General features: G+C 48.4%; 15 protein-coding genes. 12 read left to right on the top strand and 3 right to left on the bottom strand.

The annotated features are described in order from the left end of the window. Positions 1-106 precede the first annotated feature (106 nt). Positions 107-904 carry a phosphotransferase family protein gene (locus tag SB847_RS10180; RefSeq protein WP_410561289.1) on the top strand — a complete coding sequence of 266 codons (798 nt, stop codon included), beginning with the start codon at positions 107-109 and terminating at the stop codon, positions 902-904. Here the strand turns inward: SB847_RS10180 and SB847_RS10175 are convergent, their stop codons facing one another. Then, positions 905-1,183 (bottom strand): YtzH-like family protein, encoded by a 279-nt coding sequence (locus SB847_RS10175; protein WP_003152357.1) that lies wholly within the window; start codon positions 1,181-1,183, stop codon positions 905-907. It abuts the gene before it with no gap. A 185-nt stretch (positions 1,184-1,368) separates the two neighbouring features. On the opposite strand from SB847_RS10175, the gene trmB reads away from it, so the two are divergent. The 3 genes from trmB (at position 1,369) to SB847_RS10160 (ending at position 4,702) form a co-directional block, all read left to right on the top strand. Further along, positions 1,369-2,022, top strand: a complete 654-nt coding sequence (trmB, locus tag SB847_RS10170) for a tRNA (guanosine(46)-N7)-methyltransferase TrmB (protein WP_410561290.1) — start codon at positions 1,369-1,371, stop codon at positions 2,020-2,022. A gap of 58 nt (positions 2,023-2,080) precedes the next feature. Then, entirely contained in the window at positions 2,081-2,926 is an 846-nt protein-coding gene (locus SB847_RS10165) for a YtnP family quorum-quenching lactonase (RefSeq protein WP_410561291.1), read from the top strand. Between the two features lie 78 nt (positions 2,927-3,004). Further along, a complete protein-coding gene (locus SB847_RS10160) occupies positions 3,005-4,702 on the top strand; it encodes an NAD-dependent malic enzyme (RefSeq protein ID WP_410561292.1) in 1,698 nt (565 codons plus the stop codon). 55 nt (positions 4,703-4,757) lie between these two features. Here SB847_RS10160 and SB847_RS10155 read toward each other — a convergent pair whose 3' ends face one another. Further along, positions 4,758-5,075 (bottom strand): PepSY domain-containing protein, encoded by a 318-nt coding sequence (locus tag SB847_RS10155; protein WP_003152366.1) that lies wholly within the window; start codon positions 5,073-5,075, stop codon positions 4,758-4,760. Positions 5,076-5,233: 158 nt separating this feature from the next. Between SB847_RS10155 and SB847_RS10150 the strand changes: the two genes are divergently transcribed. Continuing rightward, a complete protein-coding gene (locus tag SB847_RS10150) occupies positions 5,234-6,307 on the top strand; it encodes a M42 family metallopeptidase (protein WP_410561293.1) in 1,074 nt (357 codons plus the stop codon). A 33-nt stretch (positions 6,308-6,340) separates the two neighbouring features. On the opposite strand, the gene SB847_RS10145 is transcribed toward SB847_RS10150, so the two are convergent. Next, positions 6,341-6,787: a YtoQ family protein gene (locus tag SB847_RS10145; protein WP_410577654.1), complete on the bottom strand. Its 447-nt coding sequence runs from the start codon at positions 6,785-6,787 to the stop codon at positions 6,341-6,343. Positions 6,788-6,984: 197 nt separating this feature from the next. Here SB847_RS10145 and SB847_RS10140 point away from each other — a divergent pair, with 197 nt between their 5' ends. The 7 genes from SB847_RS10140 (at position 6,985) to SB847_RS10110 (ending at position 14,086) form a co-directional block, all read left to right on the top strand. Beyond that, positions 6,985-7,308 carry a thioredoxin family protein gene (locus SB847_RS10140; RefSeq protein WP_003152373.1) on the top strand — a complete coding sequence of 108 codons (324 nt, stop codon included), beginning with the start codon at positions 6,985-6,987 and terminating at the stop codon, positions 7,306-7,308. A gap of 15 nt (positions 7,309-7,323) precedes the next feature. Beyond that, on the top strand, positions 7,324-8,133 hold the full coding sequence (locus tag SB847_RS10135) for a DUF1444 domain-containing protein (RefSeq protein WP_410561295.1): 810 nt from the start codon (positions 7,324-7,326) through the stop codon (positions 8,131-8,133). Between the two features lie 14 nt (positions 8,134-8,147). After that, the gene (gene ytpR / locus SB847_RS10130) at positions 8,148-8,753 is read left to right on the top strand and encodes a YtpR family tRNA-binding protein (protein ID WP_003152375.1); all 606 of its coding nucleotides are present in this window, start codon (positions 8,148-8,150) and stop codon (positions 8,751-8,753) included. Positions 8,754-8,919: 166 nt separating this feature from the next. Then, positions 8,920-11,523, top strand: a complete 2,604-nt coding sequence (locus SB847_RS10125; RefSeq protein ID WP_410561296.1) for a DNA translocase FtsK — start codon at positions 8,920-8,922, stop codon at positions 11,521-11,523. A 240-nt stretch (positions 11,524-11,763) separates the two neighbouring features. Continuing rightward, entirely contained in the window at positions 11,764-13,062 is a 1,299-nt protein-coding gene (murC, locus tag SB847_RS10120; protein WP_032873626.1) for a UDP-N-acetylmuramate--L-alanine ligase, read from the top strand. A gap of 155 nt (positions 13,063-13,217) precedes the next feature. Next, the gene (locus SB847_RS10115) at positions 13,218-13,640 is read left to right on the top strand and encodes a DUF948 domain-containing protein (RefSeq protein WP_007408777.1); all 423 of its coding nucleotides are present in this window, start codon (positions 13,218-13,220) and stop codon (positions 13,638-13,640) included. 32 nt (positions 13,641-13,672) lie between these two features. Further along, positions 13,673-14,086 carry a YtxH domain-containing protein gene (locus tag SB847_RS10110; protein WP_082998844.1) on the top strand — a complete coding sequence of 138 codons (414 nt, stop codon included), beginning with the start codon at positions 13,673-13,675 and terminating at the stop codon, positions 14,084-14,086. The last annotated feature ends 16 nt before the right edge of the window (positions 14,087-14,102 follow it).

The following is a 14,102-nucleotide window of genomic DNA, read 5'->3' as shown; positions in this document are numbered from 1 at the left end:
TCTTTTTTATTCTCATGAAATTGTTTATGACAGGACGCTCCGCCAATAGAGAAAGGCTGGAGGCCTATTCTAAAATATTTTAAGAAATGATGGGTTGAACATTGATATGAACTGGTTGGGACAATTACTAGGTAGCGATTGGGAGATCTTCCCCGCCGGAGGAGCTACAGGAGATGCATATTATGCGAAACATAACGGCCAACAGCTTTTTTTAAAACGTAATAGCTCGCCCTTTTTAGCCGTGTTATCCGCCGAAGGCATTGTTCCGAAGCTGGTTTGGACGAAACGGATGGAAAACGGAGACGTCATTACGGCTCAGCATTGGATGGCGGGCAGGGAGCTGAAGGCAAAGGATATGAGCGGACGCCCGGTGGCTGAGCTGCTCCGCAAAATCCACACATCAAAAGCTTTGCTCGACATGCTGAAAAGATTGGGAAAAGAACCGCTTGATCCGGGCACCCTTTTGTCGCAGCTGAAGCAGGCCGTCTTTGCCGTGCGGCAATTTTCGCCGCTTATTCAGGAAGGCCTTGCTTATTTGGAAGCTCATGTGGATCAGGTGCAATTCGGTGAAAAAGTCGTTTGCCATTGTGATGTGAATCATAATAACTGGCTTCTGTCTGAAGACAACCAGCTGTATTTAATAGATTGGGACGGCGCCATGATAGCCGATCCGGCCATGGATCTCGGCCCTTTATTGTATCATTACGTCGAAGAGCCAGCGTGGGACAGCTGGCTTGGGATGTACGGCATGAAGCTCACGGAAGGGCTTCGGCTGCGGATGGCATGGTACATGTTATCGGAGACCATCACCTTCATCGCCTGGCACAAATCAAAAGGAAACGACAAAGCGTATCATGATGCCATGGAAGAGCTTCATGCCCTGATGAAGCGGATTGTCAAGTAGTCAGGAGTACGAATCCATCTGCTCCACCCATTGGGACAAATGGTTTTGGTGCTCCTGAATATGCGTGTCGATGGAATCGGCCGTGATGCCGGACTGGCTGTAGCGGTAGACATCCTCGAGCACGTTTTTTATATTTGAATCAAGCCCGGTGTTGGCCATCAGTGATTTGATGACGCGCTCCAGCTGTTCATACTCGGCAACCGTGCCGCAGCAATCCAATTGATGGTCGGCCAATATGTCCTTTAATAACCGGACCTGATGTTCGCTTGTTAAGCCCATGATTCATATACACATCCTTTCTGTGTCATACATTGTGCAAAGCGGTGCGGTTTTATGCATCACATGAGTGTTCCGGACCGGGGAGCCTCTTTTTTTATGCAGCCGGCGCCTTTAAAAGGCGCTTGCGGCTCTTTATGTTTCATGGTATGTTGTTACTCGAAATTATAGATAGAGGTGTCAATCATATGAGAATGCGCCATAAACCTTGGGCGAATGATTTTCTGGCAGAAAACGCTGACATCGCCATCAGTGATCCGGCCCAGTATAAAGGGCGATGGAACACGGTCTTTGGCAATGACAACCCGATCCATATTGAAGTCGGTACGGGAAAAGGGCAGTTCATTTCAGGAATGGCCAAGCAGAATCCGGATATCAACTATATCGGAATTGAGCTGTTTAAAAGCGTCATCGTCACTGCCGTTCAAAAAGTAAAGGACAGCGAGGCTCACAATGTCCGTTTGTTAAATATAGACGCGGAAACACTGAATGACGTATTTGAACGGGGAGAAATCAAGCGCGTATATTTAAACTTTTCTGACCCGTGGCCGAAAAACCGTCACGAAAAGCGCCGTTTAACATTTAAAACGTTCTTGAAAAAATACGAAGAAGTGATGGGCGAAACAGGTGAGATTCATTTTAAAACCGATAACCGCGGTTTATTCGAATACTCTCTGAAAAGCTTTTCCGAATACGGCCTGCTTCTGACGGAAGTCAGCCTTGATCTGCACAACAGCAATCCGAAGGGCAATATTATGACAGAATACGAAGAAAAATTCTCCGCGCTCGGCCAGCCGATTTACCGGGCCGAAGTTGAATGGAGAACAAAAGACAGACTCTGATGCAGGAGTCTGTTTTTTTATGCCGCCATTTGCTACCATTACATCAGGAGGGATCAAGATGGAGACATTGAATATTGGGAATATTTCATTAACATGGCTGGACGGCGGTGTAACGCATATGGACGGAGGAGCGATGTTCGGCGTTGTCCCGAAGCCTTTATGGTCGAGAAAATACCCCGTAAATGACAAAAACCAGATTGAATTAAGAACAGACCCGATTCTGATCAGAAAAAACGGCCTGAATATATTGGTTGACGCGGGTATCGGCAGAGGGAAATTCTCTGATAAACAAAAAAGGAATTACGGCGTAACACAGGAATCCAATCTGAAACAATCTCTTCGTGAACTCGGGCTTTCCTGTGAGGACATTCATATTGCCGCGATGACCCATCTTCATTTTGACCATGCATGCGGCTTGACGGAATACAGCGGAGAGGAGCTTGTCTCTGTTTTCCCGAATGCCCGCATTATCACTTCTGCAACAGAGTGGCGCGAAATGAGAAATCCTAATATCAGATCGAAAAATACATATTGGAGAGAAAATTGGGAGGCGGTACAAGATCAGGTCGAAACCTTTGAGAACGAGTATCAGCTGACAGAAGGCATTACGATGCATCACACCGGCGGCCACAGCGGCGGCCACAGCGTCATCGTCTTAGAAGACGGAGGGGAGACGGCTGTGCATTTTGCCGACCTGATGCCGACGAACGCGCATAAAAATCCGTTATGGGTGCTGGCCTATGATGATTATCCGATGACCTCTATTCCAGAAAAGCAGAAATGGCAGACGTTCGCGGCAGAAAAAGATGCCTGGCTGATTTTCTATCACGACGCGATTTACAGAGCGGTAAAATGGGGAGAAGACGGCGAAGTGGCTGCATCTGTCAGACGGGAGAAAAAATAGGCGGATCGATGATTTACCTGTATGAATTTCGGGAATAAAAGCAAACCTAAGACAAATTGCTTTGAAAGGAAGAGACAGGTGAATCAATTTCAAGTGACGAAAGACGGAGAAATTAAAACAACCTTGCGCGGACTGGAAGTGCTTTCTACGCCTTTTTTAAATAAAGGGGTGGCCTTTACACAGGAGGAAAGAGAGGAACTCGGACTCGAGGGATTTCTGCCGCCGAAAGTATTGACAATCGAAGAGCAGGCGAGGCGGGCCTACGAACAATTCAGTTCGCAGCCTGATGAGCTGAGCAAAAATGTCTACTTGACCGCTCTCCATGACCGGAATGAAACGTTATTTTACAGGCTGTTAAATGATCATTTAGGCGAAATGCTGCCGATCGTATATACGCCGACCGTCGGCACTGCGATCCAGCGTTACAGCCATGAGTACAGAAAACCCCGCGGTCTGTATTTGTCAATAGATGACCCTGAAGGAATGCGCGCCGCATTTCAGCAGTTCGGAAAAAATGAAAACATTGACTTAATCGTTGCCACAGATGCGGAGGGCATTCTGGGAATCGGTGACTGGGGCGTCGGCGGCATCGCCATTTCTGTCGGAAAACTCGCGGTGTATACGGCGGCGGCCGGAATTGATCCGTCACGAGTGCTTGCGGTCGTATTGGACGCGGGGACAAATCAGGAAAGCCTCTTAAATGACCCGCTTTACGTCGGAAACCAGCATTCAAGAGTGCGCGGCGAGAAATATGACCGCTTTATTGATGAGTATGTCTCGCTTGCCCGGGAAACATTCCCGAATGCGCTGCTTCATTGGGAGGATTTCGGTACGGCTAACGCCCGCGGCATATTAAAACGGTATAAAGATAAAGTCTGTACGTTTAACGACGACATTCAAGGAACGGGTGCGGTATCGCTTGCAGCTGTTTTAGCGTGTGCGAAAGCATCAAAAGTGCCTTTAAAAGAGCATAAAGTCGTCGTCTTCGGCGCGGGAACGGCCGGTATCGGAATTGCTGAGCAGCTGCGCGAAGCCATGGTGCATGACGGATTAAGCGAAGATGAATCCTACAGCCATTTTTGGTGTATCGACAGAAACGGATTGTTAACGGATGATATGAAGGACTTGCGTGATTTTCAGGTTCCGTACGCCCGCTCTGCTGATGAAGTGAAAGAGTACGGCCGCAGCGGTGAAGGCGGATCAATTGATCTGGCGGAGACGGTGCGTCAGGCCAAGCCGACGATTCTGATCGGCACATCCACCGTATCAGGCGCATTTACGGAAGAAATCGTCAAAGAAATGGCCTCACATGTCAAACGGCCCGCTATTTTGCCGATGTCAAACCCGACCACATTATCAGAAGCAAAACCTGAAGATTTAATTAAATGGACGGAAGGCCGCGCGCTTGTCACGACGGGAAGTCCATTCCCGCCTGTCGCGTATAACGGCGTTACCTACCATATCGGACAGGCGAATAACGCGCTCGTATTCCCGGGACTCGGACTCGGCACGATTGTGACAAAAGCAAGGATCATTACGGACAATATGTTCGTTGCCTGCGCGAATGCCATCGCCGGTATGGTGGACGTCGGCAAGCCGGGGGCGCCGATGCTTCCGAAAGTGGAGGATCTCAGGACGGTATCGGCAACTGTGGCGGTAGCTGTAGCGAAAGCTGCGATTCAGGACGGTGTAGCGGAAACGGAACCCGAGGATCTGATCCAAGCGGTGCAGGACGCGATGTGGCACCCCGTATATAAACGAATTCGGCCGATGTAACCGAATAAAGCCCAAAACGCTGATGGTTTTGGGCTTTATTTTTTGCTTGTCCGAATTATGAGGCGACAGAATCAATGACATCGACAATCTGGCCTGTTTTTGCATTGACCATAACTTCATATTGCTCCAGTTCGCCGAATGCCGAACGTGTCACGCCGGTTTTGTATACCTGGATGGTTTCTCCGTTTACCTGGTAGGGCTCGGGCTCTGTGTAAATCCATGATCCGTCTATCGGCCCGCGCTGTTTAAAAGCCGCTTTCACGATACGGAGCGCTTTTTCTGAAGAGATATAAGGTTTCATCGCATACTTTTTAACTGCGATGGCAGCGCATAATCCGACTCCTGCACCTAAGAGAAAATGACGTAATTTCAATATGAAGCACCTCCAATTATGTCGTAGTTTTTATTATACAGAAGATGCCAGACGGTGTTAAGTAAAGCGGCGGTTTTCCAGCCCATTCAATCTGAGCGCTTGGAAAACGGTTGTTTTTCTAATAAAATAAAAGCATTACATAGAAATGAGGGGAAAATATGAATGAGGAAACGAAAACGCTTTTCCGGACGCTGACGCAGCTTCCCGGCGCACCGGGAAATGAACATCAGGTCCGCTCCTTTATGAAACGGGAGCTTGCGAAATATGCGGATGACATCGTGCAGGACAGACTCGGAAGTGTTTTCGGAGTAAGGCGCGGCGCTGAAGATGCGCCGACCGTTATGGTAGCCGGCCATATGGACGAAGTCGGGTTTATGGTAACGCAGATTACGGATAACGGCATGCTGAGATTTCAGACGCTCGGCGGCTGGTGGAGTCAGGTGCTGCTTGCCCAGCGCGTCGAGGTGCAGACGGATAACGGACCGATTATCGGCGTCATCTCAAGCATCCCGCCCCACATTTTAACAGATGCCCAGCGCGCAATGCCGATGGAGATCAAAAATATGATGATTGATATCGGTGCCGATGACAGAGAGGACGCGGTCAGAATGGGAATCAGACCGGGACAGCAGGTCGTGCCGGTCTGCCCGTTCACCCCGATGGCCAACGAGAAGAAAATATTGTCCAAAGCGTGGGATAATCGCTACGGCTGCGGGTTAAGCATTGAACTATTAAAAGAGCTGCACGGAAAAGACCTGCCGAACAATCTGTACGCCGGGGCCACCGTTCAGGAGGAAGTCGGCCTTAGAGGGGCGCAGACAGCGGCCAATATGATTCAGCCTGATCTCTTCTTCGCGCTTGATGCCAGCCCGGCAAATGATATGAGCGGCGATAAGGAGCTGTTCGGCCGTCTCGGCGAGGGGGTGCTGCTCCGCATTCTCGACAGAACGACGGTCATGCACCGCGGGATGAGAGAGTTCGTCCTTGATATGGCGGAAACGCACAATATCCCTTATCAATATTTCGCTTCAGGCGGGGGAACGGATGCCGGACGGGTTCACATATCAAACAGCGGGGTTCCGTCTGCCGTCATCGGCATTTGTTCAAGATACATTCATACAAATGCCGCTATCATCCATGTCGATGATTATGCCGCGGCGAAAGAAATGCTCATTAAGCTGGTCATGGCGAGTGACAAACAGACGGTCGAAACGATCAGAGAAAATGTGTAAAAAAATAAGCAGGACCGCATAAAGGCGGCCTGCTTATTCTGTTTCAAATAAATAAGAGAGTGCTTTCATCGCTTGATTGACGGTTTCGACCGTGATATTGGCTTTTCCGGAAAGCTCTTTCAGCGGATGATGAAGTTCTTTCGGACGGATGAGAATGAGCGGCTTTCCTTTTGCGATGGCATAAGAAGCATCCATTGCGGTATTCCACTGTTTATATTTCGCGCCAAACAGGGCGATCACAAAATCGGCATTTTCCATCAGCACCTCTGTACGGAAATTGTTGATATCAGAAGCTCTGGCGTCTTTTAAAACAGAATCGGGCTGCACGCCCATAATCTCTTCTCCGATATTGTCTGAGCGTTCATGGTTTTCCATCGGGCCGACAAACGTAATCGGCAGGTCCAGCGCCGTTGCTTTTTGTTTGATCTCATCCCGCCAATCACTGTGGATTTCACCCGCTAAATACACGACAAACTGCATCTTTTGCCCCTCCTTATGTACATATTCAGATTTTCGTACGGCTACAAGCAAAATGGTAAACGAAACTTGCTTGATAATGCAAATGAAATATGATAATGATATTGCATATAGTTGGTCTTGCCGTACACAGTCTGGTATGATCCAATTGGACAAACATCAGCATATAAAAAACTCATAATCCAGATGGAGGAATGACAATGAAAAAGATTGAAAGCACGGAAGAATTGCAAAAAGCGGTACAAGACGATTGGGCGGTATTTATGTTTTCAGCGGATTGGTGCCCGGACTGCCGCTTTGTGGAGCCGTTTCTCCCTGAGCTGGAAGCGGACTTTCCTGAATTCACTTATTACTACGTAGACCGCGATCAATTTATTGATACATGCGCGGAATGGGAAATTTACGGCATTCCGAGTTTTGTTGTGTTTAACGGAGGAAAAGAAGTGAACCGCTTCGTCAGCAAAGACCGTAAAACAAAAGAAGAAATTGAGCAATTTTTAACCGATTCCCTTGCTAAAGCATAAAGGAGGCCACGGGCTTTGAAAATGACCTCAAGGAAGCTGGCGGATTTATTAAAACAGCGCCTGCAGCACGAGAACCGATCCTTCTTTTTTGACAGAGAAAAAGACACCCTCCGTGTTGAGGATCAAACGACCAAAAAAGGCATCACATTGGAGCTCCCGCCGATCATTGCGAAGTGGGAGACGAAAAAAGAAGAAGCGATCGACGAAATCGTCTACTATGTGTCAGAAGCAATGGAGGCGATGGAAGGCAGCGGACAGGAGATGTCCGGAAAGGAAGCCGGAATCTATCCGGTCATCCGCTCCACATCATTTCCCGATCAAACGAGCGACGGCATTCCGCTCGTGTATGATGACCATACGGCCGAAACAAGAATCTACTACGCGCTTGACCTCGGTAAGACGTACCGCTTAATTGACAGCCGGATGCTCGAGAAAGAAAACTGGACAAAAGAACGCATCAGGGAGACGGCGTCATTCAATCTCCGCTCTCTTCCTTCGGTCGTGAAACAGGATAGGGTTGCGGACAATTATTTTTATTTTTTCAGGGCGAATGACGGCTATGACGCCAGCCGGATTCTCAATGATTCGATTCTTCATGAATACAAGCAGGCCGCTGAAGGCGAATTGGCGATTTCCGTCCCGCACCAGGATGTATTAATACTTGCTGACATTCGAAATGAATCGGGTTATGATATTTTAGGGCAAATGTCCATGAGCTTCTTTGCAAGCGGCACGGTGCCGATTACGGCCCTTTCATTTCTGTATAATGAAGGCAGACTGGAACCTGTGTTTATCATGGCGAAAAGCCGGCCGAAAAAGGATTAGAAAGGATTTTTCTTATGAACGCTTTTTACAATAAAGAAGGTGTGGGAGATACGCTTCTGATCTCTCTTAAAGATGCAGCACGCGAAGAAATCGGCTATGAAAGAGAAGGCGATGTCGTCAGAATCTTTAACAAAGAAACAAAAGAAACGACGGGCTTTAACATTTTTAACGTGTCTTCTTACTTACAGATTGAGGACAACGGCCCCGTCGCTTTGTCTGAGACATTCGTTCAGGATGTGAATGAAATACTGAACAGAAACGGCGTCTCAGAAACGCTGACGGTTGACCTTTCTCCGAAATTTGTTGTCGGTCACGTTGAATCGAAAGAAAAACATCCGAATGCGGATAAACTGAATATCTGCCAAGTGAATGTGGGAGAGGAAACCCTTCAAATCGTTTGCGGCGCGCCGAACGTGGACAAAGGGCAAAAAGTCGTCGTCGCTAAAGTCGGCGCGGTAATGCCGAGCGGGCTTGTGATTAAAGACGCTGAATTAAGAGGCGTTCCGTCAAGCGGCATGATCTGCTCCGCGAAAGAACTCGCTTTGCCGGATGCGCCGGCAGAAAAAGGGATTCTTGTTCTTGAAGACAGCCGCGAGGCCGGCGAAGCATTTCAATTCTAACTCCCATAAATAAGCGCACAGAATCGAATGATGTGAGAGAAAGCCGTTAAGCAGGCCTGCTTAACGGCTTTCTTCAGTTGGGAGCTTAATCTTTTCTGAGCCGCCCGGCAATGGTATACTAATATCGTCCCAGACTACTAAAAAGGGAGTTAGAGAGTGATTAAACATGAGTTGGCTGAATAAATTTTTTGACTTATTTTTAGGTGAAAAAGAAGAAGAGCATGAACGTGAACCGAACACGCATGCCCAAATCCCGAAACAGCAGATACCGGATCAGCCAGAAGGCAAATTCACGCGCATGGAAGATCCTAAAATATATTACGAATATCCGAAAGGGAATTTCCGCTTCCCCGTCGTTCCGGACGGCTATAAGCGAACGGAGCAAAACCAAAGACAGCGGGAAAGGCACGAACGCCGCCAGCCGTCCCGGGATTATGCCGCCGGGAAGGAGCAAACCGAGCGGAAACAGCATACACATAAAGAGCCTGATACGGTGAAAAAGCCCTTTAAACCGTCATCCATTCCTTCACCGGTTTACGGCTTTCAATCTCAGCACAGCATAAAAAAAGCGCCTATTTCCGAAAAGCGGCGTGAAGAGAACGTAACACTGCTGTCAGAGGAGCAATTTGTTCCGACAAAAGCCGGTCAGGAAACCGAAAAAGAGCCCGTCTGCACAACATCCGGCATAACAAAACAGACGAATGACCGGCCAGACCCGTTTGTGAAACAAGAAACGGAAGAAATCCAGGCCGTTAAAAAAGAGGAGCTTCACACCGAGGCTGAGAATGCAAAAGAGCAAGTGTTTGCAGCACCAGAACCGCAGCAGGCTGAAGAGCGGGAGCACACGGAAAGCGCGGAGTCTGCCGGCTTTACAGAAGAACAAGAGCATGAACAAACCCGCCCGCAGCCTATTGAAGAGCCTGAGTATGAAGCATCCCGAACGGCTGAAAACACAGAGGAACAAGCGGCGCCGCAGGAGGAATATCAGGAGTCTGAGCCGGAAAAAGCACCGCCTTTTGAAACCGGAGAAGAACCGGTGTATACATACACAGAACCCGGATACGATGAGGAAGTTCAGCCGCAGTCTGAAGACAAGCCCGAATCAGCTGAAACCGACGCGAAACAGGAAGCAGACTCTCAGCCTGAGTACAATGAAGTCACGCGGCATTCAGAGCCCGAGCCTGAACCTGCAAGCATCGAGACGGCCGATGCCCCGTCCCGGCCTGCCGAAGAAAAAACGGAGCATCCCGGACAGCCTCAGACTGTGAGAAAAGCGGAGCGGCCGAAAGAGCGCAATGTTCCGTTTAACGTCATGATGCTTAAAAGCGATAAACACAAGCAGACGAAGACGCCGGAGGGCGGAGCGAGCTATGTCTTTCCGAATCTGTCGCTTCTGGACGTACCGCCGGCGCAAAGACATGACGACCAATCGTGGATTGAAGAACAGCGCGAGCTTTTAAACGTTACACTGAAAAACTTTAATGTGCGCGCCCAAGTCGTTCATGTCACACAAGGCCCGTCCGTCACACGTTTTGAAGTGCATCCTGAGCCCGGAGTGAAAGTGAACAAAATTACAAACTTAGCAGATGATATAAAACTGAGCCTGTCTGCCAAGGATATTCGGATTGAGGCGCCGATCCCCGGTAAAAACACGATCGGCATTGAAGTTCCGAACCGTGTAAGCAAAGTCGTCGATTTAAGGCAGATGATCAGAAGCGCCGCTTTCAGGACGAATCCGTCTCCGCTTACAGCCGCGCTCGGTGTCGATATTTCCGGAAACCCGGTCGTCATTGATTTGAAAAAGATGCCGCACGGGTTGATAGCGGGTGCGACAGGATCGGGAAAAAGCGTCTGCATCAATACCATTTTGGTCAGTCTGCTTTATAAGGCGGATCCGAGTGATGTCAAAATGCTTCTGATTGATCCGAAAATGGTCGAGCTTGCCCCTTATAACCAAATTCCGCATTTGGTCAGTCCCGTCATCACGGACGCCAAAGCCGCGACCGCCGCATTAAAATGGGTTGTGGAAGAGATGGAACGGCGATATGAACTGTTTGCCCATTCGGGTGTGAGAGATATCGGCCGCTTTAATGAATTAACCGCCGATCATAAGACAGGCGAAAAACTCCCGTACCTCGTAGTGGTCATTGATGAGCTTGCCGATTTAATGATGGTCGCGCCGAACGATGTGGAAGAAAGCATTGCCAGAATCGCGCAGAAAGCGAGAGCCTGTGGCATTCATCTGCTTGTCGCGACACAGCGTCCGTCTGTCGATGTCATTACCGGAATGATTAAGGCAAACATACCGACGAGGATTGCATTCTCCGTCTCAAGCCAGGTAGATTCCAGAACGATCATCGACATGGCGGGAGCGGAAAAGCTGCTCGGAAAAGGCGACATGCTGTACTGGGAAAACGGTACCGGAAAACCGGTGCGCCTGCAAGGCAACTTTGTATCCGACAGAGAAATTGACCGCGTCGTCTCTCATGTCAGAAAGCAGCTGCCGCCTTCTTATTTGTTTGAACAGGAAGAACTGATCAGGCAGGGAACCGCCCTCAAGGAAGAAGACGAACTGTTTCCTGAGGCGTGCCAATTCGTCGTGGAGCAAAACAGCGCCAGCACCTCAAGCCTTCAAAGAAGGTTCAGAATCGGATATAACCGCGCTGCGAGGCTGATTGACATGATGGAAGCCGAAGGCATGATCTCAGAAGCGAAGGGCAGCAAACCCCGTGAAGTGCTGATTACAGCCGCTGACATTGCTCAAGAATAAGAATATCGTTCATTTTTCTCACAAACATGGTATGATAGTGGATGGACCATCAAAACTGCATCACTGTCACGCGCTGAAATATCATGCGGCAGGTTTAATCAAAAAGAAAGTTACAGATACTGACGATAACGTAAAAATAAATGGAAGCGCCGCTGTGCGGGCTTTTTGCCCGCGGCGGTCGCAAAATGAAATGAGCGTCATATACTGGGGAACAGATAGACGTTTGTTGGAGGTACGATTATGACTGTTTATCATTTTGTTGGAATAAAAGGGACAGGTATGAGCCCGCTTGCTCAAATCCTGCATGATACAGGGTATCAGGTGCAGGGATCGGATATCGAGAAGCAGATTTTCACTCAGGCTGCCCTTGAAAAAAGAAATATCCCGATCTATCCGTTCAGCGCCGATAACATCAAACCCGGCTTAACGGTAATCGCCGGAAACGCATTCCCTGATTCTCATCCAGAAATCGCAAAGGCGCTCGCTGAAGGGATTCCTGTCATCAGATATCATAAATTTTTAGCTGAATATATGAAAAAATATACAAGTGTCGCGGTAACGGGCGCACACGGCAAGACGTCCACAACGGGCCTCTTGGCACACGTGATGCAGCAGGCGAAGCCGACTTCGTTTCTTATCGGGGACGGAACGGGCAGAGGAAATGAAAGCAGCGAATACTTTGTATTTGAAGCTTGCGAGTACCGCCGTCATTTCTTAAGCTATCAGCCTGATTATGCGATTATGACGAATATTGATTTTGACCACCCTGATTATTTCGCTAACATTGACGATGTGTTTGATGCTTTCCAAAACATGGCGCTTCAAGTCAACAAAGGCATCATTGCCTGCGGTGATGACGAGTACCTGCCGAAAATTCACGCCAATGTGCCTGTCGTGTATTACGGCACGGGAGAAGAAAACGATTTTCAAGCGAGAAACATCGTAAAAAATACGGAAGGCACGACATTTGACGTCTTTGTCCGCAATACGTTTTACGATACGTTCTACATCCCGGCATACGGCCATCACAATGTCCTCAATTCCTTAGCGGTCATTGCGCTCTGCCACTATGAAGAGATAGACGTGAACATGATTAAGCTCGGACTTGAATCATTCGGCGGCGTCAAACGCAGATTCAATGAAAAAGTGATCGGCAGCCAGGTGCTGATCGACGACTACGCCCACCATCCGACTGAAATCAAAGTCACGATTGAGGCGGCGCGCCAAAAATATCCCGAACGTGAAATCATCGCGGTATTTCAGCCGCATACGTTTACACGGACGCAATCATTCTTGGATGAATTCGCAGAAAGCTTAAGCGCGGCCGATCGCGTGTATCTGTGTGACATTTTCGGTTCTGCCCGCGAGAACGTCGGCAAGCTCACGATCACGGATCTTCAGGAAAAAATCGATAACGCAGAACTCATTGAAGAAAATGACACATCCGTGTTAAAAGCGCATGAAGGCGCAGTGCTGATCTTCATGGGCGCCGGAGACATTCAAAAATATATGAGAGCCTATGAAAACGTCATAGCGTAACGAAAAAGCAGTGGGGCTCTCACTGCTTTTTTGTGCGTGCTGCAAAGGGATTTACCGAGAAACGGAGAAATAGTATACATACAGATCTTTCATATATGTTTATCATTTTAAGAATTGGGTATATACCACTATATCCTGCATTAAGGAGGTATTAGATGATCATCATTCTTTACTTAAGCGTCGCACTCATTGCCGTTGCATTTCTCATCCTCGTCATCTATCTGTCCAAAACATTAAAGTCCGTGCAGATGACCTTAACAAACGTAGCATCGACTTTAGACGGCCTTGAAGGGCAGATGAAAGGCATTACCGCAGAGACAACCGAGCTGTTACATAAGACAAACCGTCTCGCGGAAGACATTCAGGAAAAATCAGAGAAATTAAATACGGTTGTCCATGCTGTCCAGGAAGTGGGAACTTCCGTCCAGCAGTTTAATACATCCATAAAGCAGGCAGCAGGTTCCGTTACGGCCTCTGTAAGAGAGAATCAGGATAAGATCAGTCAGGTTGTCACCTGGAGCCAGGCCGCTATGGAAATATGGGACAAGTGGAAGCAAAAGAAAAAAACATCGCTTTAATCATAAGAAAAATCCACTAAGGAGGAATCATAATGAGCAAAGATGGAATCAATAGTAAGGATTTTTTAATCGGAACGCTGATCGGGGGAATTATCGGCGCGACAACGGCGTTGTTTCTGGCGCCTAAATCAGGCAAGGAGCTGCGCGACGATCTCGGCAGTCAGGCTTCTGCGTTAAAGGATAAGACGGACAGAATGACGGCCGACGCGAAAGAAAAAGGCTCTCAATATGTCAGCATCGCCAAGGACAAAACATCTAATATCACCCAGCTGGTAGCTGATCAGTCAGGCCAGATTATGAATAAAGTGAAGGATTTAAAAGACCGTTCTAAGAGCACACTAACCGAGAAAGCCGAAGAGGCGAGAAGCGAAATGCAGGACACGGCCCAAAGCATCAAGGCCGAAGCGGAAGACGCCGGGGAAAAAGCCGGTCAGGCAAATCGCTGATCTTCAATAAGGAGAG

Source organism: Bacillus sp. SIMBA_026 (genome assembly GCF_046535335.1).
GTDB classification, from domain to species: Bacteria; Bacillota; Bacilli; order Bacillales; family Bacillaceae; genus Bacillus; species Bacillus velezensis.
The sequence above is the reverse complement of the archived record's forward strand: the minus strand, read 5'-3'. Positions and strand labels throughout refer to the sequence as shown.

What these genes read in the sequence shown, in the direction of transcription:
- SB847_RS10180 (WP_410561289.1), top strand. Translation starts at nt 107, where the DNA reads ATGAACTGGTTGGGACAATTACTAGGTAGCGATTGGGAGATCTTCCCC.
- SB847_RS10175 (WP_003152357.1), bottom strand. Translation starts at nt 1,183, where the DNA reads ATGGGCTTAACAAGCGAACATCAGGTCCGGTTATTAAAGGACATATTG.
- trmB (WP_410561290.1), top strand. Translation starts at nt 1,369, where the DNA reads ATGAGAATGCGCCATAAACCTTGGGCGAATGATTTTCTGGCAGAAAAC.
- SB847_RS10165 (WP_410561291.1), top strand. Translation starts at nt 2,081, where the DNA reads ATGGAGACATTGAATATTGGGAATATTTCATTAACATGGCTGGACGGC.
- SB847_RS10150 (WP_410561293.1), top strand. Translation starts at nt 5,234, where the DNA reads ATGAATGAGGAAACGAAAACGCTTTTCCGGACGCTGACGCAGCTTCCC.
- SB847_RS10145 (WP_410577654.1), bottom strand. Translation starts at nt 6,787, where the DNA reads ATGCAGTTTGTCGTGTATTTAGCGGGTGAAATCCACAGTGATTGGCGG.
- SB847_RS10140 (WP_003152373.1), top strand. Translation starts at nt 6,985, where the DNA reads ATGAAAAAGATTGAAAGCACGGAAGAATTGCAAAAAGCGGTACAAGAC.
- ytpR (WP_003152375.1), top strand. Translation starts at nt 8,148, where the DNA reads ATGAACGCTTTTTACAATAAAGAAGGTGTGGGAGATACGCTTCTGATC.
- SB847_RS10125 (WP_410561296.1), top strand. Translation starts at nt 8,920, where the DNA reads ATGAGTTGGCTGAATAAATTTTTTGACTTATTTTTAGGTGAAAAAGAA.
- murC (WP_032873626.1), top strand. Translation starts at nt 11,764, where the DNA reads ATGACTGTTTATCATTTTGTTGGAATAAAAGGGACAGGTATGAGCCCG.
- SB847_RS10115 (WP_007408777.1), top strand. Translation starts at nt 13,218, where the DNA reads ATGATCATCATTCTTTACTTAAGCGTCGCACTCATTGCCGTTGCATTT.
- SB847_RS10110 (WP_082998844.1), top strand. Translation starts at nt 13,673, where the DNA reads ATGAGCAAAGATGGAATCAATAGTAAGGATTTTTTAATCGGAACGCTG.